Here is a 26,700-nt window from a genome sequence, read left to right as displayed (position 1 = left end):
GTCAGCCCCGCAGCGGGTACGCGCCGCGGATCACCGACCGCGGGTCGCGCGAGCTCTTGAGCTCCTGGAGCCGGGCGAGCGCGGGTCGGTCGAACGCGGCCGCCGCGGTGTCCCCCGGGGCCAGGAACGTCGTCGGGATGCGGCCGGTGGCCACGTCGGCGACGTCGTCGCGCAGGTGGTCGAGCCGTTCCCCGACGGCGGCGGCGATCCCGGGCTCGAACGCGAGGCCGAAGGCGTAGAGCAGGTACGGCTCGGTGAGCGCACCGAGCGCCCCCGCACCGGCTCCCGGGTCCGCCAGCGCCCCGCCCAGGTGGCGCAGCTGCAGCAGGAGCAGCGGAGCGACGGGGGACGTGAACAGGTGCTCGACGGTCGCGTCGTCGATCCGCGACAGCAGCGCGGCGCGCGACCGGCCTGCCGCCGGGTCGGTCGGGTCGCCCGTGATGTCACCGACGTCCGCCAGTCCGACGGGCCGGACGGCGTCGTCGAGCGCGGGGCCGAGGGCACCGGGGACCTCGGCGAACGGCCGCAGCAGCGCGCGGGCCTCGGCGTCGTCGCCCAGGAAGGCGGCGTGGACCACGACGACCGCCGGAGCACCGGGTGCCTCCACGCGCGAGAGCCACAGGCTCAGCGCGGGCGGGGCTGTCGCGGTGACCGCGCGGTAGACGTCCAGGACCCGGCCCGCCTGCTCCGCCGGCCACGCGAGCCGGCCGCCCGAGAACGCGGGCACGGGCACCAGGTCGATCTCCATCGACGTCACGACGGCCAGGTCGCCGCCGCCACCGCGCAGCGCCCAGAACAGCTCGGGGTCGGAGTCCGCCGAGACCGTGGCCGGCTCGCCGTCAGGGCCGACGACGTCGAACGACCGCACGCTGTCCGCCGCGAGCCCGTGCGCGCGGCTGAACCAGCCGATGCCGCCGCCGAGCGTGTACCCGACGGCGCCGACGCCCGGCGCGCTGCCGAGCAGGGTCGTCAGTCCGTGGGGCGCGGCCGCCGCCTGGACCGCGCCCCACGAGGCTCCGGCGCCGACCCGGGCCACGCGCCGGGCCGGGTCGACCTCGACGTCGTCGAGCGCGGCCGTTCGCAGCAGGACCGTCCCCGCGGCCGCGCCCGAGGCGCCGTGCCCGGTGGACTGGGCGGCGACGGCGAGACCGGCGCGAGCAGCGTGCCGCACGGTCGCGGCGACGTCGTCGGCGTGCGCGGCCTCGACCACCGCCGCGACGGGCTGCCGGACGGCGAGGTTCCACGGGGTCGCGGCGCGGTCGAAGTCCGCGTCACCGGGGAGCAGGAGGCGGCCGTCGAGCGTCGAGGCGAGGGTGTCTGCCGAGGTGAGGGTGTGCAAAACAGGCTCCTTCGAAGGTGGCCGGCGCGTCGGTTCCGTGGTTCGGTGAGCACCGGCAGCGTGTGCTGTCATCCCTCTGACACGTCCCGACGAAGGAGTGTGACCGGTGAGCACCGACGAGCTCGCGGCAGAGCAGTTCGAGTCGTTCCGCCCGCACCTGCGCTCGGTCGCGTACCGGGTCCTCGGCTCGGCCGCCGACGCCGAGGACGCCGTGCAGGACGCGTGGTTCCGGGCGCAGTCGGCCGGGACCGCGGGCGTGGAGAACCTCGGCGGCTGGCTCACCACGATCGTCGCCCGGGTCGCGCTCAACCTGCTGCGCTCGCGCTCCTCGCGTCGCGAGTCGACGTGGGAGACGCCCCGCGGCGCGCACCTTCCCGACCTCGACGTCGCACCCCTGGACGGGCCCGAGGACCCCGCCCGGCGGGCCGTCGAGTCGGACGAGCTCGGGTCCGCGCTGCTCGTCGTCCTCGACACGCTGGCACCGGCCGAGCGCGTCGCCTTCGTCCTGCACGACCAGTTCTCGGTGCCCTTCGAGGAGATCGCGCCGATCGTGGACCGGTCGGTCACGGCCACGCGCCAGCTCGCCAGCCGGGCCCGGCGCAAGGTGCGCGACGGCGTCCCGCGGCAGGACGCCGTCGCGCGCCGTCGCGAGGTGGTGGCGGCCTACCTCGCGGCCTCGCAGGCGGGTGACTTCGACGGGCTCCTCGCCCTGCTCGACCCCGAGATCACCCTGCGGCTCGACTACGGCCCGGGCGAGCTGACCCGCGTGCTGCGCGGTGCGCAGGCCGTCGCCCAGCAGGCGCGCCTGCACTTCGACGGCGCGCGGTTCTCGCGCCCGGCGCTCGTCGCCGGGTCCCCGGGGCTGGTCTCGGTGCGCGACGGCCAGGTGCGCGCCGTCCTCGCGTTCACCGTGCGCGACGGCCGCGTGCTCGGGATCGACCTCCTCTCCGACCGCGAGCGCCTCGCCGCGTACGACGGGTTCGCGGCCGGGGGGTGACCGTGGACCGGGCTCGCCGCGGGGGCCGGCGCGCACGAGGTGTGTCCTGCGGTCGCCGTCAGGTCGCCGCGTCGGGCCCGACGGCGGCGCCCGGCCCCGCGGAGTCGTCTCGCATGACGCCGCGGGCGAAGTCCCGCAGCGCGGCGAGGACCGTCGGTGCGTCGTCACCGCCCAGGAACCCGTGGCCCGCACCGGCGAGCACGACGAGTTGCGACCGGACGCCGGCACGCTCGCACGCGGCCACCAGCGTGCGGGCCTCCGGCAGGAGCGCGTCCTGGTCGCCGACGGCGAGGAACGTCGGTGGGAGGCCCGTCGCACCGAGGTCGAACCGCGGGGCGTCGGCCAGCGTCTCGACGCGCGTCCAGGCGCGGAACGCCTCGGCGGACAGTGCGGGGTCCGGCCCGCCCGGTCGCGCCGCGTCGAACGACCCGAGCGTGAGGTCGAGGTTCGGGTTGGTCAGCGCCAGCCAGGCCAGGTAGCGGCGCATGCCGTCCAGGCGCCGCGCGGCAGCGATCGCGACCGTGCCGCCCGCGGAGTCGCCCAGCAGCGAGAGCCGCTCGACGCCGTCGGCCGCGAGGAGGTCGAGCGCGACGAGCGCGTCCGCGACCGAGTCCTCGAGCGAGGCCTCGGGGGCGAGCCGGTAGTCGACGGAGACGACGACGGTGCCGAGCGTCGACGCCGTGCGGCGGCAGACGCCGTCCTGCAGGTCGAGGTCACCGAGGACGCCGTAGCCGCCGTGGAGGAACACGGTGGCGGATCGCGGGTCGTGGTCCGTCGGCACGTAGCGGCGCAGGGCGACGCCGTCGTGGGACGTGTCGACGACCGACCCGTCGAACGGCAGCCGCGGACGGCTGCGGGCGCGCTCCCGCGCGTCGTGCCGCAGGCGGGAGATCTCGGCGTGGTTCACGGACCGATCGTCCACGGTCGCGACGTCGCGGACCACGGTTCTACCTCGCGGGGCCACGGTTCTACCTCGGCGTCGACCGGGCCGACGGCCTGGGTCAGGCGCGTCGCACGCGCCGGACGACGAGCAGCGCGACGCCCGCCGCGACGAGCAGGGCCCCGACCACGAGGGCGACGATCGTCGAGGTCCCGGTGCTCGCGAGCCCGGTCTCGTCCGACGGCTCGGCGGCGTCGGCCGTCGCACCCGACGCAGACCGTGCCTCCAGCTCGAGCGTCACCGGCGTCGCGGCGTCGGCCACGGGCGACGGCGCCGTGTCGTCAGCCGTGCTCGGCGCGAGGGGAGTGGCCTCGTCCTCCGCGGGCGGCGTCGCGGCAGGCTCCTCGGCAGCCGGCGCCACGGGGTTCGCGGGGGCCTCGGGCACCTGAACCTCCGCGGGCGGCGTCGCGGGGCGGCCCGGCTCGACGGGCGTCGCGGGCTCCTCGGGCACGGTGGTGCAGACGGGCTCCTGGCCGCCCTCGCCGAAGTGCTCGTCGAAGCCCTCGACCTGGACCCACGTCACGCAGTAGCCCTCGGAGAACCGCTCGGCGGCCTCTGCGAAGTCGAGCGTGCGGGCGCCGACGTAGGCGCCGCCCGGCTGGTCGTTGTTCGGGTCGAGGTGCACGTTGAGCTGCACCGACGCCCCTCCGCCGACCGGCACGACGCGGTAGTTGACGTGCCCGTGCGCGGCGAACGCACGGCCCTCGGGCAGGGTCACCCCGTCGGCGGTCACGGTGTAGGGCGTGGGGCCGTCCGAACCCCCCGCGGCGGCGGCACCCGCCGGGCCGGCGAGGACGAGGGCGGAGGCGACGACGACGGCGGGGGTGAGGCGCACGGAACAGGACCTTTCGCACGGACGAGGCATCTCAGGCTGACCGCGACAAACCTAGGGAATGCGGCCGCAGACGGGATCCATGGACGCGCTACCACGACGCATTCACGCAGGTCAGAGCGGTGTGCGGTCCGAGGGTGTGAGCAAGGTCACGTCGAGCGGGTGCTCGGCCGCGGGGTAGGTGCTCCGGCAGTCTCGGTGCGGTCGGCGGGTGCCCCGGCGCCCGGCGTCGTGCCCGACGGCCGGACGGCGCCCGCCACGGCGAGGCTGAGCACCGTCGCCGCACAGATCACCAGGAGCGCGTGCCGCGCGCCGACCCCGTCGACGAGCAGGCCGAGCAGCGGTGGCGCGGTGAGCATCGCGACCGTCGAGAACGACGTCGCGACGGCGACGCGCGGCGCCGCGTGCGCGGGGTCGTCCGACGCCGCGGCGATCGCGACGGGGTTGGCCAGGGCCGCGCCGCAGCCCCACAGCACGATGCCGACCCAGGCGAGGGGAAGGCCCGGGGCGAGCCCGAACACGAGCAGCCCGACGAGCGCCGAGACCCCGGACACGCGGAGCACCGTGACGCGACCGAACCGGTCGATCAGGCCCGTCCCGGCGAACCGGCACACCGTCATCGCCCCGACGAACGTCCCGTACGCGACGGCGCCGAGCGCCTCGCGCACCTCGAACCCGTCGACGACGGCGATCGACAGCCAGTTCCCGGCCGACCCCTCCGAGAGCGACGACGCGAGCAGCACGAGCCCGATGAGCAGCGTGCGCGGCTCGCGCCACGCGGAGAGCGCGGCCCGCACGCCTGCCCCGCGGCGGGATGGGACGACCGGCCCGGGGGAGGCGCCGTCGTCGGGCAGGTCGGTGGTTCCCGACGACGCCCGCTCGGGCGCGAGCGCGGTCGCCGGGCGGATGAGCAGGGCGCGCGCTGCGGTGACCGCGAGCGTGACGACGACGACCTGTGCGGTGATGCCGACCTGCGCCCACGAGAACACGGCGGCGACGAGCGCGCCGCCTGCGGCGCCGATGGAGAACGCCGCGTGGAAGTGGGGGAGGATCGCGCGGCCGACGTGCTGCTCGACGGACGCGGCGCAGATGTTGATGGGCACGTTGGTCAGCGCGCCGCACATGCCGTTGAGGAGCGCGCCGAGGGCGAAGAACCCGACGCTGCCCGTCCCGGTGCCGAGCGCGACGAGGCCGAACCCGGCGACGTTCCCCGCCGTCGCGACGACGAGCGTCGTGCGGCTGCCGAACCGCGCGACGACCGCCCCGGTGACCACCACCGCCGTGAGCGTGCCGACGCCACCCACGACGAGCACCAGGCCGAGCTGGCTCGCGCTGATCCCGAGCGCCTCGCGCACCGAGGGCAGCCGGCTCATCCACGACGCGCCGATGACTCCGAACAGACCGAACTGCACCATGAGCGCCCAGCGCGCCCGCTGCACGACGGCGTCCGTCAGGGCGCGAGCGGGCCCGGGAACTGTTGGGGTTGTTGACACTTGCCGCAGTCTACGGAGCCACCAGGTTCAGGGTGGCCGCCTTTCCGGCCGAACCCGGGGTTACGTGTGGATCAGCGCCTCGGACGGCGCACAACCCCGGGTTCGGCGACCTCGGCGGCGCTCGCTCAGAGGCGGACGGTCCCCGCGACGCACGTCACGCTCGCGCCGCCGACCCACACGGTGCCGGTGTCGTCGCGCTCGACGTGGACGCGTCCGGCTCGGCCGAGCGCGGCGCCCTGCGCGGCGACGTAGCGGTCGGGCAGCCGTCCGTCGCGCGTGAGCCACTGGCCGACGACGGCGTTGAGGCTCCCCGTCACCGGGTCCTCCGGGATGCCCATGCCCAGGGCGAACCCGCGGACCTCGACCGCGACGCCGTCGGGCCCGCCACCGCCCGGACCACCCTCGGGCGCGTCGCCGTAGAGGCTCACGACACCGACGGACAGGTCGGGGTGATCGACGCGCAGACGTGTCCAGTCGGGAGCGAGCTCGGCGACGCGCGCGGCCGAGTCGAGCAGCACGACACGCCACCCGGGCCCGTTGTCGAGCAGGCGGTGATCGAGCACCTGGCCGGGCACCGCGTCGTCGGGGATGCCGAGCGCCGCCACGATCGCCGCGAGCTCGTCGGCGGGGACCGGTTCGTCCGAGAGGAGGTCCGGCGCGGCGAACGCGAGGCGTGGCGCGCCCCCGTCGGACGACGGGCCCTCCCGGCGGATCGTCACCAGGCCGACGCCGCACTCCTGCACGACGACGTCTCCCGCCCGGGGCTGCCCGCCCGCCTCGAGCCACGCGTGGCACGAGCCGAGGGTCGGGTGGCCGGCGAACGGCAGCTCGCCGGAGGGGGTGAAAATCCGCAGCCGGTAGTCGGCGCCCCCAGCGACTCCGTCGGCGGTGGGCGGCAGGAGGAATGTCGTCTCCGAGAGGTTCGTCCACCGGGTGAACGCGGCCATGTGCTCGTCGGTGAGGCCATCGCCGTCGAGCACGACGGCGACCGGGTTGCCGAGCGTGGGGCGGTCGGAGAAGACATCGACCTGCGCGAACGGCCGCGAGACGGTCGCGTCGGCGATGTCGCCGTGGCGTGCGTTCATGCCGCCGAGCCTACGACGGCGGCCGACCGCACTTTCGCCGATCGTTACACGGAAGTTGTAGACGGTCTGACAGAACCGGTTTACGATCGACAGCGTTGTCAAAGCACGGGCGTGGAGCGGGTGACACTGGGGGGCCAGCTTCGTCGACCCGATGATCCATACGAAGAAGGAGCAACGATGCTCGTACGCACGAGCCTGCCGGCGACCCGCCGGGCCAGGCACCGCCGCGGTGCTGCCGCCCTCACCCTCGGCGCCCTGGTCGTCGCGGGCTGGGCTGTGCCGGCCGCGGCAGACCTCCCCGAGCAGGAGCCCGGCGTCACGCTGCGGACCTTCCAGCTCGCCCAGGACCCCGGAGGGGTCTGCACCCTGAAGTCCGGCCAGACGCCGAACGTCGACAAGCTCATGCCGACGATCGACTGGTCGACCGCCGAGCAGTTCGGCGGCGAGGACAACTTCATCTCCCAGGTCACCGCCAACCTGACCGTTCCCGCCGACGGGCAGTACCAGTTCCGCGTCACGAACGACGACGGCGCGCTCGTCTACATCGACGGGCAGCTCGTCATCGAGAACGACGGCCCGAACGACTCGACGTCGGTCGAGGGTGCCGCGACGCTCACCGCGGGCGTGCACGAGCTGCGCGTCGACTACTACGAGGGTGGCTACAACCAGCGCCTCACGCTCGCCTGGAAGACGCCGGGCAGCACGGAGTTCGTGACCGTCCCGACCTCGGTGCTGAGCACCGAGGCGGGCGTCGTGCGCGTGACCGCGCCCGGGTACAAGTACTGCGAGGGCGCGACCGACACCGCCGGTGACGGTCTGCGCCTCGACAGCGTGAACCCGAACTACGACCTCGTGGACCTGCGCCCCGAGGGCTTCGAGCCCAAGGTCTCGGGCCTGGCGTTCACACCGGACCAGAAGCTCGCCGTCGTGACGACGGGCGAGGTGAGCTCCGGAGGCTGGCGTCCCGACCCGGTGTCCGGCGAGGTGTACTTCCTCGACGGTGTCGTCGAGGCCGACGGCCCCGAGGACGTCACGGCGACGAAGGTCGCGGACGAGCTGCTCAACCCGATGGGCATCGAGGTCATCGACGACTCGATCTTCGTCTCGGAGCGGTACCAGCTCACGCAGCTCACCGACCCCGACGGAGACGGCTTCTACGACACGCACACGAAGATCGCGGAGTGGCCCGACGGCGGCAACTTCCACGAGTTCGCGTTCGGCCTGATCCACGACGAGGACTACTTCTACGTCAACCTGTCCGTCGCGATCGACAACGGCGGCGCGACGACCAACCCGCAGCCCGGCGCCAACCGCGGCACGTCGATCAAGATCGACCGCGACACGGGTGAGGTCACCTACGTCGCCGGCGGCCTGCGCACGCCCAACGGCATCGGCTTCGGCCCCGAGGGCGCGATCTTCGGGACGGACAACCAGGGTGCCTGGCTGCCGTCGAACAAGCTGGTCCACATCGAGCAGGACAAGTTCTTCAACCACTACACGAACCCGGCGGGGATGTTCGACGCGAACCCCGTGTCGCCGCCCGCCGTGTGGCTCCCGCAGAACGAGATCGCCAACTCCCCGGGCAACCCGCTCCTCGTCCAGGACGGTGAGTTCGCCGGGCAGATGCTCATCGGCGACGTGACGTACGGCGGCATCCAGCGCGCGTTCCTCGAGAAGGTCGACGGTGAGTTCCAGGGTGCGGTCTTCCGCCACACCGCGGGCCTCGAGGTCGGCGTCAACCGTGTCGTCTACGGCCCCGACGGCGCGCTCTACGCCGGCGGCACCGGTGAGGGCGGCAACTGGGGCGAGTCCGGCAAGCTCCGGTACGGCCTGCAGAAGCTCGTCCCCGCGGGCGAGGACTCCTTCGACATGAAGGAGATGCGCGTCGTCGAGGGCGGCTTCGAGATCGAGTACACCGACCCGGTCTCCGACGAGGTCGTCGCGAAGCTCGAGGACGCCTACCAGGTCAAGCAGTGGCGCTACGTGCCGACGCAGCAGTACGGCGGCCCGAAGGTCGACGAGGAGCCCCTCTTCGTCACCGACGCGACCGTGTCCGAGGACCGCACGACCGTCACGCTGAAGATCGACGGCCTCAAGCCCGGCCACGTCGTCTACGTCCGCTCGCCGCGTCCGTTCGCGTCCGCCGAGGGCACCGAGCTCCTCAGCACCGAGGCGTGGTACACGCTCAACTCGCTGCCCGGTTACGTCGCCCCGGCCGACCGCGGCTGGTACGAGGCGGAGCTGGCGCAGCCGCTCGGCGGGTCGAGCATCGGTTCGGACCACAGCAACTACTCCGGCTCTGGCTTCGCGGCCGGCATGACGAACGTCGGCTCCGGCCGCACCTTCTCCGTGAACGTCCCCGAGGCGGGCACCTACCCGGTGAACGTCCGGTTCGCCAACGGCATCCACCCCTACACCGAGCTGCGCTCCAAGAACGTGTCGCTGCACGTGAACGGGCAGGACCTCGGCCAGTGGAACTTCCCCACCACGGGCAGCTGGAAGGACTGGGGCGTGCAGACGCGCGACCTCGAGCTCCAGGCCGGCGCGAACACCATCACGCTGAAGTACGAGACCGGCGACGAGGGCAACATCAACGTCGACGTGCTGTCGATCGGCGAGAACCCGGACATCTGCACCCCGGGCGAGGTCGAGGACGGCTACACCGCGCTCTACGACGGCACCCTCGCGAGCCTCCAGGCAGGCTGGCGCATGGCCGGCCCGGGTGGCTTCGGCCGCCAGGAGGACTGCTCGATCCAGGGCGCCGGCGGCATGGGCCTGCTCTGGTACACCCAGGAGGAGCTCGGCGACGCGTACTCGCTCAAGCTCGACTGGAAGCTCTCGAAGGACGACAACGGCGGCGTGTTCGTCGGGTTCCCGAACCCGGGCGACGACCCGTGGGTGGCCGTCAACCAGGGCTACGAGATCCAGATCGACGCCACGGACGCCGCGGACCGCACCACCGGAGCGGTCTACACGTTCCAGGGCGCCGACGCGGAGGCCGTCGAGTCGGCGCTCAACCCGGTCGGGCAGTGGAACGCGTACGACATCCGCGTCGAGGGAGACCGCATCCGCATCTACCTCAACGACGTGCTCGTCAACGACTTCACGAGCACCGACCCGGCGCGCATGGTGAGCAGCTTCTTCGGGGTCCAGAACCACGGGAACGGCGAGCGGGTCAACTACCGCAACATCCGGGTGAAGCCGCTGACCGACGAGCCGGTCGAGGAGCTCGCGATCTCGACGACGGCCCAGACCCGCTGCCTCGCGGGCAAGGCGTACGTGGCCGTCCGCGCCACGAACGACGACACGGTGCCGGCAGACATCACGCTGACGACGCCGTTCGGCACGAAGACGGTGACGGGCGTCCAGCCGGGCGCGTCGGCGTACCAGTCGTTCGCGACGCGCTCGACCTCCGTCGAGGCGGGTGCCGCCCAGGTGTCCGCGACCGGCGACGGCCGGACGTTCGAGGCGGACGTCGCCTACGACGCCGGAACGTGCGGGTGACCTGCGGGTGAACCGGAGCCCGGGGCGGTCGGCCTGAGCCGACCGCCCCGGGACCCGGCCGGGCGGGGGCGATCCTGCCCCCGCCCGACCGCCCCGGGACCCGGCCGGGCGGGGGCGATCCTGCCCCCGCCCGGCCGCACCGAGAGACGTCCCGCGGGGGACGGAGCGTGGTCCGACGGCGCTCCGTCCTCGCGTAGGGTGCTCACCTCATGCCCTCGCGCGCTCGCGCGGGGGCTTGTTTCCTGACACGACGGATCCCGACGAGGGGAGTCACGCCATGGCGCTCGGACGCCTGCTGCACCGGACCGGACGGTTCGCCGCCCGGCGTCGGGCCGTGGTGCTCGCCGTGTGGGCGATCCTCCTCGTGCTCGGTGCCGTGCTCGGCGGCGCCGTGTTCGACAAGACCACCGACGTCGAGCCCGCCCCGCCCGGCAGCGCGTCCGCGCTCGCGGCCGAGCGCCTCGACGAGCTCTCGCCCGAGGGCGAGACCGTCGTCGCGGTGCTGTCCGGCCGCGACTACTTCTCGACCGAGCTCGTCGCGCAGGCGAGCGAGGTGATGCACGGGATCCGTGCGCTGCCCGGCGTCGTCGAGCTCACCGACGCCTACACGGGCGGCGGCCTCATCGCCGACGACGGGCAGGGCTCGCTCGTCGTCGCCGAGCTCGACCCCGCGCTGAGCGACGACGAGGCCCTCGCGCTCGCCCACCAGATCTCCGACCGCCTGCACACGGTCGACACCCCCGAGGTGCTCGTCGGCGGCTCCCTGCTGGCGGAGGAGGCCTTCGTCGAGCAGGCGATCACCGACGCCGCCGTCGGGGAGGGTGCGGCGATCGTCGTGCTGCTCGTCGTGCTCGTCATCGTCCTCGGCGGGCTGCGCGCGGGCCTGCTCCCGCTGGTCTCCGCGCTCGCGTCCATCGCCGTCGCGCTGCTCGTCCTCAGCGGCCTGCTGGGGATCGTGCCCGTCAACGAGTTCGCGGTGAACGTCGTGACGTTGCTCGGGCTCGGGCTGACGGTCGACTACAGCCTGCTCGTCCTGGCGCGGTTCCGCGAGGAACGCGCCACCGCACCCGACGCGCCCGTGGACGAGCTCGTCGGGCGGACGCTCGCGACCGCGGGCCGCGCGGTGCTCGCCTCCGGCCTCGCCGTCGCGATCTCGCTCGCCGGCCTGCTCCTGCTCGGCGACTCCCTGCTCTCCGGGATGGCGGTCGGGGGCGCCGTCGTCGTGCTCGTCGCGACCGCCGCCGGCCTCACGCTCGTCCCCGCTCTCGTGGCGACCTGGCACCGCGCGATCCCCGCGCCGGGCGCGCGCACGTGGTCCCACCCGTGGGCCGGCCGCGGCGGTGCCGGGCTGCTCGGACGCCTCGCGCGCACCGCGCAGCGGCACGCCGTCCTCGTCACGCTCGGCGCGACGGCCCTCCTCCTCGCCCTCGCCGCGCCGCTCGGCTCCCTCACTCTCGGCAGCTCCGAGGTGCGGTCGCTGCCCGCCGACGCCGAGGCACGCCTCGCCGCCGACGCCACCACCTCGCGCTTCGCCGACCTCGGGGTCACCCCGATCACGGTGCTCGTCGAAGCACCCGTCGACGCTCCCGGCGTCGCCGACCACCTCGACGAGGTCGCCGCGCTGCCCGGCGTCGAGGACGCCATGCAGGACACCGGCTACCCGCCCGAGGTCACGGTCGTCGACATCACCCCCGACGTCGGAGCGGGCGGCGACGCGACCGGTGCCGAGGCGCAGGACCTCGTGCGCGCGATCCGCGCCCTCGACACCGACCTCGACGTCCACGTCGCCGGTCCCGCCGCCGAGGTCGTCGACACCCAGGGGCACCTCGCGCAGCGTCTCCCGCTCGCCGCGGGCGTCGTCGTGCTCGCCACGTTCGTCCTGCTCTTCCTGCTCACGGGCTCGCTCGTCGTGCCGCTCAAGGCGCTGCTGCTCAACCTGCTCACGCTCGCCGCGACGCTCGGCGTGCTCGTGTCCGTGTTCCAGCACGGCGTCGGCGCCTCGCTGCTCGGGTTCGAGCCGTGGGGCGCGCTCGACGTCACGACGCCGCTGCTCGTCGGCATGCTCGTGTTCGGCCTGTCGACCGACTACGAGGTGTTCCTCCTCTCCCGCACCGCCGAGGAGTGGCGTGCGCGCCGCCCCGGCGAGGACCCGCGCGTCGCCAACGACCGGGCCGTCCTCCGCGGCATCACCGCGTCCGGCCCGGTCGTCACGACGGCGGCCGTCGCCATCGGCATCGTCTTCCTCGGCTTCGCGGCGGGCGAGCTCGTCGCGATGAAGGAGGTCGGCATCGGCATGGCCGTCGCCGTCCTGCTCGACGTCACGGTCGTCCGGGGGCTCCTGCTCCCCGCGACGATGACGCTGCTCGGGCGGTGGAACTGGTGGCCGGGCGTCGGTTCGGCCGGTTCGGGGGTCACCCCGGCCGACGACGGAGCGGGGGCGGGGCGGGTCTACCATCCGCCCGCTCGTTCCTCGCGGGCTCCCGCCAGACCCACCACGACCCGCCCCACCCCCGCTCCGCCCTCGGCCTCTCCCTCGGCGTCACCTTCTGCGCCGCCGAGGTAGAACCCCGGTCTGCCGAGGTAGAACCGTGGTTCGGCGAGGTAGAACCGTGGTCGGCGAGGTAGAACGCTGGTCAGGCGTCGCGCATGACCTCGGTGACGAAGCGGGCGGAGCGCTCGCGGAGGCCGTCGACGCGGAGCTCGACGAACAGCTCGCGCATCGACTCGTCGTCGCCCATCTCCGTGCGGGTCGGGGCGCGGCGCACGTTCTGCGAGCACAGGAAGTGCGTGCAGATGAGCGTGCCGACGGTGTTGCCGCGGCGGCCCGCGGCGCCGGCGCGGCGTGCGACGTAGAGGCTGACGTCCTCCGTCACGACGACGTCCTCGCACCACGCGCAGACGGCGCGCTTGCGCATGCCGCCCGTCTTGGCGTCGGTCGAGCGCAGCAGGACGCCGCGCGGTTCGCCGTCGACCTCGACGACGGCGTACGCGAGCAGCGGCGACTTGCGGTCGCGCCACCCGAGGTAGTCGAGGCGGTCCCAGTCGAGCGCGTCGAGGTCGGGGAGGGTCGCCTGCGCGGCCTCGCGCTTGGACGCGTTGACGAAGGACGCGCGGAGCTGCTTCTCGGTCAGGGGGTTCATGGGTTCACGGCTTCCGTGTCGGTACGGTCCCGCCCGTCCGACGGCGCGGCGCGGCAGAGTGCCGGCGTGCACGACGACGGGGTCGCCCGGGCGCACGACGGCGCGGCGGGGCGTGGCTGGACGAGGCGGGGAGGGCGGTGTGCCCGCAACCGTTGTCGCCGAGACCCGCGGAGTGCTGGGGAAGGCGTCGTCGCAGAGTCTGGACGACGCCGACCGAGCGCTCGGCACGGGCGGTCACCGGAGTCGGGGTACGGCCCGGTGGCTCAGCGGAGGACGGTGCGGGAGCGGGACGTGCCCGAGCAGGCCGTCATGGCCACCTCGCAGCCTGCGGTGCCGTGCATCCGCGCCTCCTCGTCCCGTACGGCGCGCCCTGAGCGCGACCTGACCTGTCGTGCGCGTCCGGCACGACGGACGGCTGCCCTCGGCAACCGTCCCTGTCGATGGTGCGCCTCGCGGGGCGTCGCCGTCAACGTGAAAGCGGCCACGTCGGCCGAGGAGGGGGCGCCGGCCCGGACGATCCCCGCCAGGCAGCCGCCGAGCCCGGGATCTCGCGTCACCGGAGCGTCCGTGTGACCGGTAACCCCGGGTTCGGCGAGAACGGTGGGCCCCGGTGCTATGCCGAGGGCTGTGCTGACGACGGTGCCCCGAGCTGGACCACGACGATCCGGTGGCCGTCCGGGTCGTTCACGTGCGCGAACCGGTCGCCCGCGTCCTCGTCCGGTCCGACGAACGGGTCCACGCCGATCGCCGCGAGCCGCGCGAGGGAAGCATCGAGGTCGTCGACGTAGAGCACGAGGTTCGGCAGGCCGAACCGTGTCAGGGGAGCGGCGCCGTCGGGCAGAGGCACGAGCCACAGCCCGGGCTCGTCCACGCGCCCGGGACCGACGTGCAGGAGCGGGAACCCGTCCGTCTCGCCGCGGAACAGCGTGCCGAACCCGAAGCCGTCGGTCCAGAAGGCGGCGCTCGCGTCGAGGTCGCGGCAGAGCAGGACCGTGCGGCCGATCGTCGTCGTCATGTGCTCGAGGGTAGGGGCCGGCCGCGCCACGGACGCGGATGTCCGGGGCGAGCGTCCGCGCGGGCCGCCCGGCGTCGCTCGCAACCACCGCACGACGGCGTTCGCAGGCAGGGCGCGCGGGCGCCGTCGGGCATACCGTGGACCGCATGACGACGGACGGTGGCATCCGCAGGACGATCAGCGACCTCGTGGCGCAGGAGCGCGAGCTCCGTGAGCAGCTCGCGAAGGACGCGATCAGTGGCGGCCAGGCGCACGAGCGGCTCCGGGCGATCGAGGTCGAGCTCGACCAGTGCTGGGACCTCCTGCGCCAGCGCGACGCCGCGCGTGAGTTTGGGAGCGACCCGGATGCGGCCACGGTGCGCGATCCCGGTACGGTGGAGAACTACCTGGACTGATCCCGCCAGCGGGACCGGCCCCAGCACTCCCCGTACAGCCGCAGAAGGAGAACGTCCATGACCACGAGCAGCGAGCAGGCGGAGCACAGCCCCCTGCCCACCGGGACCGAAGGTCGCGACATCCCGGGCCACGCGGGCGCGTTCGCGCGCTTCGTCGTGTCGTTCGTGCTGTTCGTCGGGGGCCTCGTGCTCATGGGCGCGGGCATGTCCGGCGTCGACGGCGGCGTGTGGCTCTTCGTCGGCGGGCTCGCCGCGGCGACCCTCGCCTTCATGTGGCCCATGTCGTGGACGGGCACGACCGAGCGCTGACGGGCACCGACCCCGCGAGGTAGAGGCCTGGTCGCGACCAGGCCTCTACCTCGCTGGACCAGGCCTCTACCTCGGCGGACCAGGCCTCTACCTCGGCGGGACCGGGTCAGGCCAGCGTCGCCCGGACCGCCTTCGCGGCCGCGACGAGGTGCTCGAGCGACGGCACGGTCTCCTCGTAGCGGCGGGTCTTGAGGCCGCAGTCGGGGTTGACCCACACGACCTTCGGGTCGATGGCCTTCACCGCGAGCTCGAGGAGCTCGGTGACCTCGTCGGTGGACGGCACGCGCGGGCTGTGGATGTCGTAGACGCCCGGCCCGATGCCGCGCGAGTACCCGGCGTCGCGCAGCTCCGGCACGATCTCCATGCGCGACCGCGCCGCCTCGACGGACGTCACGTCGGCGTCGAGGCCGTCGATCGCGCCGATGACCTCGCCGAACTCCGAGTAGCACAGGTGGGTGTGGATCTGCGTGGCCGCCTCCACCCCGGAGGTCGCGAGCCGGAACGACCCCACGGACCAGTCGAGGTACGCCGGCTGATCGGCCTTGCGCAGGGGCAGGAGCTCGCGCAGCGCGGGCTCGTCGACTTGGACGATCCCGATGCCCGCCGCCTCGAGGTCGGCGATCTCGTCGCGCAGCGCGAGGCCCACCTGGTTGGCGGTGTCCCCGAGCGGCTGGTCGTCGCGCACGAACGACCACGCGAGGATCGTCACCGGGCCGGTGAGCATGCCCTTGACCGGCTTCTCGGTGAGCGAGGCCGTGTACGCGGACCACTCGACCGTGATCGGCGCCGGGCGGGTCACGTCGCCCCACAGGATCGGTGGGCGCACGCAGCGCGACCCGTACGACTGCACCCAGCCGTTCGCGGTCACGGCGAACCCGTCGAGGTGCTCCGCGAAGTACTGCACCATGTCGTTGCGCTCGGGCTCGCCGTGCACGAGCACGTCGAGGCCCAGCTCCTCCTGGAGCGCGACGACGCGCGCGATCTCCGCGCGCATCGCGGCCGTGTAGTCCGCGTCCGAGAGCTCGCCCTTGGTCCACTGCGCGCGGGCGCGGCGAATCTCCGGCGTCTGCGGGAACGACCCGATGGTCGTCGTCGGCAGCGGCGGCAGGTTCAGACGCTCCTGCTGGGCGGCCGCACGCTCGGCGTAGTCCCCGCGCGCGAAGTCCGCGGCGGTCAGCGCGGCCGCGCGCTCGCGCACCGCCGGCACGACGACGCCGCTCGCCGCGGCGCGTGACGCGACCGCCGCGCGGGACGCCTCGATCTCGGTCGCGACGGCGTCGCGACCCTCCGTGAGCGCGCGGGCGAGCGTCGCGACCTCGCCGACCTTCTGGTCCGCGAACGCGAGCCAGTCGCGCAGGCGCGGGTCGAGCGTCGTGCCGGTCGCGGCACCCGGCTCGGCAAAGGTCTCGTCCTCGACGTCGTGCGGCACGTGCAGCAGCGACGTCGACGTGCTGACGGAGACGGCGCCACCGGCGAAGTTGCTCGCGTAACCGAGCACCTCAAGCTTCGCGGAGAGGTCGGCGCGCCAGACGTTGTGCCCGTCGATGAGCCCGACGACGAGTGTCTTGCGCGCGAGGCCGTCGTGCGCCAGACCGTCGGGGATGTCCGCCCGCACCGCATCGATCGCGATCGCCTCGACGTCCGTGTCCGAGAGGACCCAGAGGAAGTCGTGGTAGCGGCCGTCGGGGCTGGGCGAGGTCTCCAGTCGACCGTACGGTGCAGCAACGAGGATGGCGGGCCGCGCGTCCCGTGCCGAACCCTGGATGTCTCCCGACCCGGAGGGCTCCGTAGGGAGCGACCCCGGGTTCGGCACCGGGCGGAGGTCGGTCGCGAGAGCGCGGTACGCCGTCTCGACGGCCGCGGAGAGCTCCTCGGCGTTCGCGGGGTCGGTGACGAGGATGGGCTCGTCGAGCTGGACCCACGGCGCTCCGGCCGCGGCGAGCGCGCGCAGGAGGTCGGCGTAGGCAGCCACGACGTCGTCCAGACGGTCGAGCGGCGAGTACCCCGCGGGGGCGTCGTCGGCGGCCTTCGACAGCGCGAGGAACGTCACCGGCCCGACGACGACGGGCCGCGTCACGACCCCGGCCTCCTTGGCCTCGACGAACTCGCGCACGACGCGGTCGTCGACGAACCGGATCGGGGTGTCCGGGCCGATCTCGGGCACGAGGTAGTGGTAGTTCGTGTCGAACCACTTGGTCATCTCGAGCGGGGCGTCATCGCCGGCGCCGCGCGCCACGGTGAAGTAGCCGGCGAGGTCGAGGCGACCGGCATCGTCCGGACCGGTGCCGAGGAGCGACGCGAACCGCGACGGCACGGCCCCGAGGGACGCTGCGACGTCGAGCACCTGGTCGTAGTAGGAGAACGACCCGGGGACGGACGCGTCGTCGGCGCCGAGGCCGAGCTCGACGAGCCGGCGCACGGTCGCGAGCCGCAGCTCGCGGGCCGTGGCCTCGAGCTCGTCGGCGTTCGTGCGCCCGGCCCAGAAGGCCTCGACGGCCTTCTTGAGCTCGCGTCGGCGCCCGATGCGCGGGTAGCCGAGCACGGTGCCGGCCGGGAACGGGACCGGGTTCTGGGTAGGGGAGGGTAGGGAGGTGGCCATGATCGAAACCTCTTGCTGGTCCTTCAGGACCGATCAGACGGGCGTGCCGTGCGTGGCTGCGCTCGTCGTGGGCAGGGAGGTGCCGGTGACCCACGGCCCGCTGGCCAGGTCCGGGGCGAGCGGGGCGGCGGCAGCGCTGGTGCTGCCCCCGGTCCCGCGCGACCCGCCGCCGAGGTGGACACCCTCGAGCAGGTCAAGTGCGGCGCGGTGCTTGTTGAACGTGTACACGTGCAGACCGGGCGTGCCCGCGTCGAGGACGCGCTGCGCGAGGTCGACCGAGTACGCGATCCCGTAGGCGTGCTGCGCCTCCGGGTCGGGCAGGGCGTCGAGCGCGTCCAGCAGGTGCTGGGGCGCGCGCACGCCCGTGAGCTCCTCGACGCGACGGAGCCGCGCGGGCTCCGTCGTGGGCAGCAGCCCGGCGAGGATGGGGATCGTCACGCCAGCCGCGCGGGCCTCGGCGACGAAGTCGGTGTACGACGACGCGTCGTAGAAGAGCTGCGTGATCGCGAAGCTCGCGCCGGCCTGCTGCTTCTGCCACAGGCGGCGCACCTCCTGCGTGCGCGTCGTCCCGGCGGCGGGGTTCCCGTCGGGGAACGTCGCGACGGCGATCGTCAGCGGGCGCGTGGCGCTGCGCAGGGCGACGGCCGGGTCGGACGCGCAGCGCGACGCCTCGACCTCGCGCAGGAGCGCGACGAGCTCGGTGGACGACCGGACGCCGTCGGCCGCGGGCCGCCAGTCGGGCTGGTCGCGCGGCGGGTCGCCCCGCAGCGCGAGGAAGGAGCGCACGCCCTCGTCGAGGAAGTCGGAGATGACCGCCTCGACGTCCTCGCGCGACGCCCCCACGCACGTGAGGTGCGCGATGGGCAGCACGGGGGTGCCCTGCAGCAGCCGCCCGACGACCTGGCGGGCGGTGGCCCGGTCGGTCCCGGCGGCGCCGTACGTCACGGAGATGAAGTCGGGGTGCGTCGCGACGAGCCGCCGCGCCGTCTCCCAGAACTTCGGTGCGGCGTCCGGGCGCCGCGGGGGCATGAGCTCGAACGACACCGTCGGCCGGGGACTGCCCGGGCGGTGCGCGAAGGATGCCTCTGAGACCATGCGTCACTCCATCGACCCTGGCGTTAGCACCTTTGTCCTCGGGAGGCTTCCGTCGGCGGGTTGCTGCGGTGTCGTCGAGCCAGGACTCTCGACCGCTCTGGATGGTTCACCCGATCCTACGGGGCATCCGCCATCTGGTCGAGCATGCTCGCTCCGTGAGACGCGTGGCCGAGTGCTCGTTCCTATGATGGCGGGCAGGTGGTCGGCCGTCCGGTCGAGAGGAGTCCGATGAAGCACTCTGCCAAGCCCCGGCACCTCGTGCGTGAGGTGGACGGCGTGCGCGTCCACCTCCGCGAGGCCGGTGTGCGCTCGTCGACCGGTGTGGTGCTGCTGCACGGCTTCCCTGCGTCGTCCCACTCGTTCCGCGACGTGGTCCCGGTGCTGGGCGAGCACGCGTACGTCGTCGCACCCGACCTCCCGGGCTTCGGGTTCTCGGAGGCCCTCCCGCCCGACGAGTACACGTTCGAGCGCCTGACGGACGTGATCGAGGCGCTCCTGGCGGCGCTCGGGATCGAGCGGTACGTCCTCTACGTCACCGACTTCGGCACTCCCGTCGGGTACTCCTTGGCGTTGCGACACCCGCGCCGGGTCCTGGGACTGGTCGTGCAGAACGGCAACGCTCACGACGCCGGGCTCGGCGAGGCGTGGGACACGGCGCGACGTTTCTGGGCGGACCCGAGCGCTGAGAACAAGGAGCTGCTCCCGGAGTGGCTGACCTTCGAGGGGACCCGCGACCAGTACCTCGCGGGGTCACCGCCGGAGGTGCAGGAGCTGCACCCGCCCGAGTCGTGGCACCTCGACTGGGAGCGGCTGTCGCAGCCCGGCATGACCGACCTGCAGTTCCGGCTGTTCACCGACTACCGCACGCACGTGGCGCGCTTCGACGAGATCGCGGAGTACCACCGGCAGCACCAGCCGCCGTGCCTGGTCCTGTGGGGGCGGTTCGACACGTTCTTCGACATCCGCGAGATCCTCGCCTACCACGAGGTCATGGCCTCGCTCGAGGTGCACGTCTACGACGCGGGGCACTTCCTGCTCGAGACGCACTCGGCGGAGGTCGCCGAACTGCTCGCAATCTTCGTCGACGACGTGCTCGAACGCGAGCAGACCGCCGCACGACCTCGCCGCGGACCCGGCCCCGAGCCGGGGCGGACGTAGCGTCACGGCTCGCGCAACGGCGCAGCGCCCGGCCACTGGAGCCGTTCGGGGACGTGCAGGCGGCGCAGGAAGCGGTCGGTGCGCAGGGGCGGGCCGTGCCGGTCGAGCCGCGACACGACGACGACGGTCGCCGTCGCGAGCGGGATCGTCCACGCCGCGGGCTGGGCGAGCAGCGACCGCACGACGGCCGCGGCGCCGTCGACGCCCGCACCGGTCGCGTACCCGGCCGCGGCGAGACCGGACGAGGCGAGCAGCGCCGTCGCGCACAGGACCGACCCGACGACCATGCCGGCCACGGCGCCGCGCGCGGTGAGCCCGCGCCACCACACCCCGAGCAGGATCACCGGGGACAGCGCCGACGCGGCGAACACGAACACCGTGCCGACGCTCGTCACGAGCCCTTGCGGGATGGTGACGAGCGCGACGGCGAGCGGGATGGCCGTGCACACGACGGCGGACCAGCGGAACGAACGCACCGTCCCGCCGAAGAGGTCCTGGCTCACGACCCCGGCGAGCGCCACGACGAGCCCGGACGACGTCCCGAGGAACGCGGCGAACGCGCCCGCGACGACGAGCGCCGTCAGCACCTCGCCCCCGAGCCCCGGCACGAGCCGCGCGGGCAGCTCGAGGACCACGGTGTCGGCGACGCCTGGCCGGGCGAGGTCCGGCGCGACGACGCGCGCGACGAGCCCGAGCGTGCTCGACACCATGTAGAACACGCTGATCATCACGAGCACGACGACGGTGGTGCGGCGGGCCGAGCCGCCGTCGGGCGAGGTGTAGAAGCGGACGAGGACGTGCGGCAGGCCGGTGGTGCCGAGCAGCAGCGCGAGGAGGAGCGACACGGTCGCGTAGGCGTCGAGGCCCGCCGGCCCGGCCTCGTGGGGGAAGGCTGCGGCGGGGTCTGAGGTCACGCCCGGCGCGCCACCGGGCTCGAACGCACCACCCATCGCCATGAGCACGACCACGAGCGGCACGGCGAGCGCGGTGAGCTTCACCCAGAACTGGAACGCCTGGACGAACGTGATCGACCGCATGCCGCCGGCCGCGACGACGGCGCTCACGACGACCGCGATCCCCACCGACCCGACCCACGGCGGCACCGGCGCGACGCTCGTGATGACCAGCGCGGCGCCGTGGAGCTGCGGCACGACGTACAGCCAGCCGATGACGAGCACGAGCACGCTCGTGAGGCGGCGCGCGACCACGGAGTCGAGCCGCGCGTGCACGAAGTCCGGGATCGTGTACGCGCCGCTGCGCCGCAGCGGCCCGGCGACGAAGAGCAGCACGAGCAGGTACCCGGCCGCGTAGCCGACGGGGAACCAGAACGCCTCGGCGCCCGCGAGCAGCGCGAGGCCGGACAGCCCGAGGAACGTCCCCGCGGACAGGTACTCGCCGCTGATCGCCGACGCGTTCCACACCGGCCGCACGGTCCGCGACGCGACGAAGAAGTCGCTCGTCGTGCGCGAGATGCGCAGGCCGTAGAAGCCGATGAGGCCCGTCGCGAGGAGGAGCAGCCCGACGGCGACCAGGGGCAGTGCGGTGCTCATGCGCCACCGCCGTCGTCGGTGCCCGGGTCGCCCGACCCGCCCTCCACGAGCGCCCGGTACCGGCGCTCGTTGCGTGCCGCCGCGACGGCGAACACGACGGCGAACGCGAGGATCACCGGGTAGAACCCGTACGCGTGCAGGATCCAGGGCAGCGGGACGCCGAGCAGCACCACGTCGTCCAGCGCCGGCACCCCCGTCATGGTCAGCGTGAGCAGCGCGACCGCCACGAGGAACGAGACGACGCACGCGAGCCCCAGGCGCAGCTGTGCCCGGACGAGCCCGCGCGTGTAGAGGGTGGCGTCGTCCGTCTCGGCAGCATCACCGGCCCGGGTGGGCACGTCACCGCGGGGTGCGCGACCGCCGTCGGGCACCGGGTCCGTCGACCGCACGCGCACGCGCGCCGACCCGGGGGCGGCGAGTGCTGCACCTTCGGTCGAGAGATGCACGCCGGAGTGCATCTCTCGGCCCGGGGTGCGTCTCTCGTCGACCGGCTCGGGCGGCTCGCCCGACGGCGACGGCGGCGGGGCCGTCACGGCTCGCCCCGGTGCGGGCGCAGGAGGGCCTCGCGCACCGCCGGGACCATGCGACGGCTCACGGGCACCTCGCGCCCCGCGACGACGACCACGGGCTGCGCCCCGCCGAACCGCGCCGCGGTCACGGCGGTGCGGTCCACCAGGTACGACCGGTGCACGCGCAGGAACCCGGCGGGCGCCCACCGCTCCTCGAGGTCCGACAGCGGCTCGCGGACGAGGAAGTGCTCGGTGTCCGTGACGAGCCGCGAGTAGTCGCCCTGCGCCTGCACCCACCGCACGGCGCTGCGGAGTACGAGCCGGGTCGTCGTCCCGACCGTCACGACGAGCGTCTCGTCGTCGGGGACGTCACGCTCCGCGGCGCTGGCACCCCCGACGGGCGCGGCGCTCGCGGGAGGCGACCCCGCGCCGTCGGGCGCGGCGGACCCGGACCCGGCGCCACGCCCGGACCCGCCGCCACGCCCCGTGCGGTCGGCGAGCCGCTCCACCACCCGGTCGACGGCGCGCGTGAGGCGCTCGCGGCGCACCGGCTTGAGCACGTAGTCGACCGCCTCGACGTCGAACGCCTCGAGGGCGCGCGCCTCGTCGGCGGTGACGAAGACGACCGCGGGGCGGTCGGCGAAGCGCGTGAGCGCGCGGGCGAGGTCGAGGCCCGTGAGACCGGGCATGTGGATGTCGAGGAACGCGGCGTCCAGGGCGCGGGTCGAGAGCTCGCGCAGCGCCTCGGACCCGGTCGCGACCCCGAGCACCGACCGCACGCGCGGGTCGCGGCGCAGCAGGGCGACGAGCTCGTCGAGCACCGGCCGCTCGTCGTCCGCGACGAGCACGTCGAGCCCGACGGCGGCGCTCGCCGTGGCGCGCGAGGCGCCCTGGTCCGGGGTCGTCACGGCACGCTCACCTCCGTCTCGTGCAGCGGCTGCGACTTGGGCACACGCAGCCGGACCAGGGTGCCCGAGCCGAGCGCGGTCTCGATGTCGAGCGCGTGGTCGTCGCCGTAGAGCTGGCGCACACGGGTGTCGACGTTGCGCAGCCCCACGTGCGCCGTGCCCCGCGACGTGAGGAGCTCGCGCACGACGGCGGGTTCCATCCCGACGCCGTCGTCCTCGACCGTGATCGCTGTCTGGGTGCCCTCGTCGAGCGCGGTGATGACGATGGTGCCGCCCTGCTCCTTCGGCTCCAGCCCGTGCCGCACGGCGTTCTCGACGAGCGGCTGCAGCGACAGGAACGGGATGACGGTCGACAGCGACTCGGGTGCGATCTGGAGCGTGACCGTGAGGCGCTCGCCGAACCGGGCTCGCTCGAGCTCGACGTAGGAGTGGATGGAGCGCAGCTCGTCGGCGAGCGTCGTGAAGTCCCCGCGGCCCCGGAACGAGTAGCGCGTGAAGTCGGCGAAGTCGAGCACGAGGTCGCGCGCCCGCTCGGGGTCGGTGCTGATGAACGCCGCGATCGCGCCGAGGGCGTTGTAGACGAAGTGCGGGCTGATCTGGGCGCGCAGCGCGCGCAGCTCGGCCTGCGCTAGCGCGGTGCGTGACGCCTCGAGCTCGCCGAGCTCGAGCTGGGCCGAGCACCACTGCGCGACCTCGCCCGTGGCGCGCACCAGCGGTGGGCGCACCCGGTCGGCGAACGCGACGACGACGCCCGCGACGCGCCCGGCCGCCACGATCGGCACCCCGACGGCGTCGGCCACGTCACCGCGCACGACGTCACCGCGCACGACGTCACCGCTCCGTCCGTCGCTCTCGACGTGGCGGCGACCCGTGGTGAGCACCCGCTCGGCGATGCGGCGCGCGTCCGGTTCGAGCGTCGAGCTGCCGTCGAGCGCGACGGCACCCTCGGCGGTGACGACGGCGAGCGCGTCCGCGCCGAGGAGCTGGCGCAGCGACCGTGCCGCCCGCCCGACGTCGTCGCCGTCGAGCCCGCCACGCAGGTGCGTCGCGGCGCGTGACGCGAGGTGGAGCGTGCGGAACGTCGCCCGGTCGGAGTCGCTCCCAAGCTCGCGCGACCCGCGCGCGAGCCGCCAGGCGAGCACGAGCCCGAGCGTGAGCAGGACGCCCACGACGAGACCGGCGACGGCGCCGGCGAACACGGGCCCGGACATGCAGCGATCGTAACCAGCGCGGCATCCGGCACCCGACTTCCCAGATAAGGTAAGGCAGCCCTATCCCAATCGACAAAGGAACTTTCTGTGCCGATCTCCCGGACCTCGGCGTCCCGCCCCGGCGTGCGCCGCGGCGCCCTCGCCACCGCTCTCGTGCTCGCCTCCGCCCTGCTCGCGGCGTGCTCGTCCGACCTCGAGCCCGCTGCGACCGGCACGCCGGCACCGGACGACACCGGGTCGGGGTACAGCGTCGAGCACGCGCGCGGCACCGCGGAGATCCCCGTGGCCCCGCAGCGTGTCGTGACCCTCGAGCCCGTCGAGACGGACACCGCCGTCGCGCTCGGCGTCGTCCCGGTGGGGGCCGCCGTGCTGAGCGTCGAGGCCGGGGTGCCCGCGTACCTGGGGGAGGAGGCGCAGGCGATCGAGGTCGTGGGGACGGTCCCCGAGCCGAGCCTCGAGGCGATCGCCGCGCTGCAGCCCGACCTCATCCTCGGCACCGAGTCGCGGCACGCCGACCTCTACGACCAGCTCGCGAGCGTTGCGCCGACCGTCTTCATGGCGACGCAGACCGACCCGTGGCAGGAGAACGTGCTGCTCGTCGGGCGCGCGCTCGGCCGCGAGGCCGACGCCCAGGCCCTGCTCGACGCCTACGACGAGCGCTGCGCCCAGCTCCAGGAGGACTACGACGTCTCCGGGACGGCGCAGCTCCTGCGCCCGCGCGACGGCATCGTCTCCGCCTACGGGCCGCGGTCGTTCGCGGGCAGCACGCTCGAGTGCGTCGGGTTCACGACCCCGGAGCAGGACTGGGGCGAGGACATCTCCGTGGACCTGTCCCCGGAGCGCGTGACCGAGGCCGCCGCTGACCTCGTGCTCGTCTCCGCCGCCGACCCCGACGACGCGTCCGCGGTCCCGGCCGAGATTCCGCTCAACGCCGGGTCGTTCCCCGACGTGCGCGTCGTGGACCAGGCGTCGTGGATCAGCGGCGTCGGCCCGCTCGGCGGGCAGGCCGTGCTGGACGACATCGAGCGGTTCCTGCAGGACCGTGCCGGCTCCTGACCGGGCGGACGGGCCCTCGGCCACGGCCGGGAGCCCGTCCGGGTGCCGGTTCCACCGGTCGCCCAACGTCCTCTTCCCCACGACGGTCGCGCGCGTGCTCGACGTCGGGCCGCGCCTCGTACGCGTGACGCTCGCCGGGCCGGACCTCGCGGGGTGCGCCGACGTCGGGCTCGACCAGCGCGTGAAGATCCTGCTCCCCGGGCCGGGTGCGGACCGGCTCGCGCACCGCGCACGGCTGGCGGACGAGAGCACGTGGCGGCGCGAGTGGTCCGCGCTCGACGACGACCTGCGACCGGTCATGCGCTCGTACACGCCCGCAGCGGTGCGGGCACAGGACGTTGAGGTCGACCTCGACGTCTACCTGCACGAGCCGGCGGGCCCGGCGAGCGCCTGGGCGCGTCGTGCGGTGTCCGGCGACCGCGTCCTGCTGTCGGCACCGCACGCACGGTTCGGCGTGACCGACCACGGCACCCAGTGGGACCCTGGGCCCGCCGTCGGGCACGTGCTCCTCGTCGGGGACGAGACCTCGGCGCCCGCGGTGCGCGGGATCCTCGCGAGCCTTGGCCCCGACGTCCGGGCGCACGCGCTCGTCGAGGCCGACGACCCGGCGGACGCCCCGCTGGGTGACGTGCCGGCGACCGTGCGCGTCGATCACGTGCCTCGCGGACGACGGCGCGGCGTCGAGCGGGCGGTGCTGGGCGCCGTCCGCGGCTGGGTCGCGGAGCACGGCCGGTCCGCGGCCGCGGCGGGCGGCGGCTTCTACGCGTGGTGCGCGACGGAGAGCGCCACGGTCGCGCGCGTGCGGGCCGAGCTCGTGGCGGCGGGCGTGGAGCGGTCGCGCGTGCACGCGCAGGGCTACTGGCACGACCGCGCTCGGCCCGACGCGCCGGTCAGACGAGGATCGCGACCATGACGACGAACGCGACCAGGAAGAACAGGAGCACGCCGAGCCCGACGAGCAGGCCCAGCGCGACCGGGTGCGCCTGACGCCACGGCACGAGGCGCGGGTCCATCGCCCGCAGCTGCGCGGGCGTCACGGGCTGGTGGATCGGGTTGAGCGGGACGCCGCGGTGCGCCAGGTCGAGCGCGAGGGCCGAGAGCTGCCCGCGGTCCCACATCTGCCCGACGGGCAGGGCCAGGCGCTTCGTCGGCCCCACGACGATGAGGTGGTGCGTCGGCGTCGTGCCCGCGAACCCCAAGCTGTCGACGGTGACGACGCGCTCGACGTCGGCGACCGTGAACCGCTGCGGCCGGCCCCAGCCCTGGACCGTCACGGACCCGTCGCCGAAGGTGACGCGAGAGCGGTCGGTGAAGCGGCGCGCGAGCACGTACGTCAGCGGGATCATCGTGAGCACGAGGGCCCCGTAGCCCAGCGCGAGCGCGAGGTTGCGGGTGCCGATCCCCACGGAGACCGCCGTCAGCCCGAGGATCGGCACGAGGATCGCGACGTACGTGAGGTTGGCGCGCACCACGCGGCGCTTGGCGTCGTCGTGCAGCGTCAGCTCCGTCACGCGCGCCATCGTCCCACGGCCTCTCGCACCCGCGCCGGGCGGCCCGCCCGGGTG

General features: G+C 74.1%; 22 protein-coding genes and 1 riboswitch. Of the genes, 8 read left to right on the top strand and 14 right to left on the bottom strand.

Going from position 1 to position 26,700, the window contains the following annotated elements:
• Nucleotide 1 precedes the first annotated feature (1 nt).
• Nucleotides 2–1,339: an FAD-binding oxidoreductase gene (locus ACMXGY_RS20045; RefSeq protein WP_483774730.1), complete on the bottom strand. Its 1,338-nt coding sequence runs from the start codon at nt 1,337–1,339 to the stop codon at nt 2–4.
• Between the two features lie 106 nt (nt 1,340–1,445).
• On the opposite strand from ACMXGY_RS20045, the gene ACMXGY_RS20040 reads away from it, so the two are divergent.
• Entirely contained in the window at nt 1,446–2,336 is an 891-nt protein-coding gene (locus tag ACMXGY_RS20040) for a sigma-70 family RNA polymerase sigma factor (protein WP_483774729.1), read from the top strand.
• 58 nt (nt 2,337–2,394) lie between these two features.
• Here the strand turns inward: ACMXGY_RS20040 and ACMXGY_RS20035 are convergent, their stop codons facing one another.
• From ACMXGY_RS20035 to ACMXGY_RS20020, 4 genes are all read right to left on the bottom strand, one after another.
• Entirely contained in the window at nt 2,395–3,243 is an 849-nt protein-coding gene (locus tag ACMXGY_RS20035) for an alpha/beta hydrolase (protein ID WP_483774728.1), read from the bottom strand.
• A 94-nt stretch (nt 3,244–3,337) separates the two neighbouring features.
• The gene (locus ACMXGY_RS20030) at nt 3,338–4,111 is read right to left on the bottom strand and encodes an LPXTG cell wall anchor domain-containing protein (protein WP_483774727.1); all 774 of its coding nucleotides are present in this window, start codon (nt 4,109–4,111) and stop codon (nt 3,338–3,340) included.
• 146 nt (nt 4,112–4,257) lie between these two features.
• Complete coding sequence (locus tag ACMXGY_RS20025; RefSeq protein WP_483774726.1) at nt 4,258–5,601, bottom strand: MFS transporter; 1,344 nt, start codon at nt 5,599–5,601, stop codon at nt 4,258–4,260.
• 125 nt (nt 5,602–5,726) lie between these two features.
• Nucleotides 5,727–6,686 (bottom strand): PhzF family phenazine biosynthesis protein, encoded by a 960-nt coding sequence (locus ACMXGY_RS20020; protein ID WP_483774725.1) that lies wholly within the window; start codon nt 6,684–6,686, stop codon nt 5,727–5,729.
• Between the two features lie 177 nt (nt 6,687–6,863).
• Between ACMXGY_RS20020 and ACMXGY_RS20015 the strand changes: the two genes are divergently transcribed.
• Together ACMXGY_RS20015 and ACMXGY_RS20010 are read left to right on the top strand one after the other, a co-directional pair.
• Nucleotides 6,864–10,190, top strand: coding sequence for a 3-keto-alpha-glucoside-1,2-lyase-like domain-containing protein (locus ACMXGY_RS20015; protein WP_483774724.1), 3,327 nt, complete (start codon nt 6,864–6,866; stop codon nt 10,188–10,190).
• A 277-nt stretch (nt 10,191–10,467) separates the two neighbouring features.
• Nucleotides 10,468–12,753, top strand: coding sequence for an MMPL family transporter (locus tag ACMXGY_RS20010; protein WP_483774723.1), 2,286 nt, complete (start codon nt 10,468–10,470; stop codon nt 12,751–12,753).
• 70 nt (nt 12,754–12,823) lie between these two features.
• On the opposite strand, the gene ACMXGY_RS20005 is transcribed toward ACMXGY_RS20010, so the two are convergent.
• Nucleotides 12,824–13,330 carry an FBP domain-containing protein gene (locus ACMXGY_RS20005; protein ID WP_483774722.1) on the bottom strand — a complete coding sequence of 169 codons (507 nt, stop codon included), beginning with the start codon at nt 13,328–13,330 and terminating at the stop codon, nt 12,824–12,826.
• Nucleotides 13,331–13,943: 613 nt separating this feature from the next.
• Nucleotides 13,944–14,345 carry a VOC family protein gene (locus tag ACMXGY_RS20000; RefSeq protein ID WP_483774721.1) on the bottom strand — a complete coding sequence of 134 codons (402 nt, stop codon included), beginning with the start codon at nt 14,343–14,345 and terminating at the stop codon, nt 13,944–13,946.
• Between the two features lie 146 nt (nt 14,346–14,491).
• Between ACMXGY_RS20000 and ACMXGY_RS19995 the strand changes: the two genes are divergently transcribed.
• Both ACMXGY_RS19995 and ACMXGY_RS19990 read left to right on the top strand, forming a co-directional pair.
• The gene (locus ACMXGY_RS19995) at nt 14,492–14,740 is read left to right on the top strand and encodes a DUF2630 family protein (protein ID WP_483774720.1); all 249 of its coding nucleotides are present in this window, start codon (nt 14,492–14,494) and stop codon (nt 14,738–14,740) included.
• A gap of 57 nt (nt 14,741–14,797) precedes the next feature.
• On the top strand, nt 14,798–15,049 hold the full coding sequence (locus tag ACMXGY_RS19990; protein ID WP_483774719.1) for a hypothetical protein: 252 nt from the start codon (nt 14,798–14,800) through the stop codon (nt 15,047–15,049).
• 106 nt (nt 15,050–15,155) lie between these two features.
• On the opposite strand, the gene metE is transcribed toward ACMXGY_RS19990, so the two are convergent.
• Together metE and ACMXGY_RS19980 are read right to left on the bottom strand one after the other, a co-directional pair.
• Entirely contained in the window at nt 15,156–17,648 is a 2,493-nt protein-coding gene (metE, locus tag ACMXGY_RS19985; protein ID WP_483774718.1) for a 5-methyltetrahydropteroyltriglutamate--homocysteine S-methyltransferase, read from the bottom strand.
• A gap of 33 nt (nt 17,649–17,681) precedes the next feature.
• On the bottom strand, nt 17,682–18,743 hold the full coding sequence (locus tag ACMXGY_RS19980; protein WP_483774717.1) for a methylenetetrahydrofolate reductase: 1,062 nt from the start codon (nt 18,741–18,743) through the stop codon (nt 17,682–17,684).
• A gap of 5 nt (nt 18,744–18,748) precedes the next feature.
• A riboswitch (SAM riboswitch) is annotated at nt 18,749–18,851 on the bottom strand.
• A 120-nt stretch (nt 18,852–18,971) separates the two neighbouring features.
• On the opposite strand from ACMXGY_RS19980, the gene ACMXGY_RS19975 reads away from it, so the two are divergent.
• The gene (locus tag ACMXGY_RS19975; protein ID WP_483774716.1) at nt 18,972–19,901 is read left to right on the top strand and encodes an alpha/beta fold hydrolase; all 930 of its coding nucleotides are present in this window, start codon (nt 18,972–18,974) and stop codon (nt 19,899–19,901) included.
• Nucleotides 19,902–19,903: 2 nt separating this feature from the next.
• Here ACMXGY_RS19975 and ACMXGY_RS19970 read toward each other — a convergent pair whose 3' ends face one another.
• From ACMXGY_RS19970 to ACMXGY_RS19955, 4 genes are all read right to left on the bottom strand, one after another.
• Nucleotides 19,904–21,451: a sodium/solute symporter gene (locus ACMXGY_RS19970; protein ID WP_483774715.1), complete on the bottom strand. Its 1,548-nt coding sequence runs from the start codon at nt 21,449–21,451 to the stop codon at nt 19,904–19,906.
• Nucleotides 21,448–21,897, bottom strand: coding sequence for a heavy metal transporter (locus ACMXGY_RS19965; RefSeq protein WP_483774714.1), 450 nt, complete (start codon nt 21,895–21,897; stop codon nt 21,448–21,450). Before ACMXGY_RS19965 ends, ACMXGY_RS19970 begins: the two co-directional genes overlap by 4 nt.
• An 83-nt stretch (nt 21,898–21,980) precedes the next feature.
• Entirely contained in the window at nt 21,981–22,868 is an 888-nt protein-coding gene (locus tag ACMXGY_RS19960; protein WP_483774713.1) for a LytR/AlgR family response regulator transcription factor, read from the bottom strand.
• Nucleotides 22,865–24,079 (bottom strand): histidine kinase, encoded by a 1,215-nt coding sequence (locus ACMXGY_RS19955; protein WP_483774712.1) that lies wholly within the window; start codon nt 24,077–24,079, stop codon nt 22,865–22,867. The genes ACMXGY_RS19960 and ACMXGY_RS19955 overlap by 4 nt, the downstream gene beginning before the upstream one ends.
• An 87-nt stretch (nt 24,080–24,166) precedes the next feature.
• Between ACMXGY_RS19955 and ACMXGY_RS19950 the strand changes: the two genes are divergently transcribed.
• Together ACMXGY_RS19950 and ACMXGY_RS19945 are read left to right on the top strand one after the other, a co-directional pair.
• A complete protein-coding gene (locus ACMXGY_RS19950) occupies nt 24,167–25,135 on the top strand; it encodes an ABC transporter substrate-binding protein (protein ID WP_483774711.1) in 969 nt (322 codons plus the stop codon).
• The gene (locus ACMXGY_RS19945) at nt 25,122–26,048 is read left to right on the top strand and encodes a siderophore-interacting protein (protein ID WP_483774710.1); all 927 of its coding nucleotides are present in this window, start codon (nt 25,122–25,124) and stop codon (nt 26,046–26,048) included. Before ACMXGY_RS19950 ends, ACMXGY_RS19945 begins: the two co-directional genes overlap by 14 nt.
• Here ACMXGY_RS19945 and ACMXGY_RS19940 read toward each other — a convergent pair.
• The gene (locus ACMXGY_RS19940) at nt 26,026–26,646 is read right to left on the bottom strand and encodes a hypothetical protein (RefSeq protein ID WP_483774709.1); all 621 of its coding nucleotides are present in this window, start codon (nt 26,644–26,646) and stop codon (nt 26,026–26,028) included. The two genes, ACMXGY_RS19945 and ACMXGY_RS19940, sit on opposite strands and share 23 nt — an antisense overlap.
• Between the last annotated feature and the right edge of the window lie 54 nt (nt 26,647–26,700).

The organism is Cellulosimicrobium sp. G4 BAM 1002, from assembly GCF_057126935.1.
The sequence above is the reverse complement of the archived record's forward strand: the minus strand, read 5'-3'. Positions and strand labels throughout refer to the sequence as shown.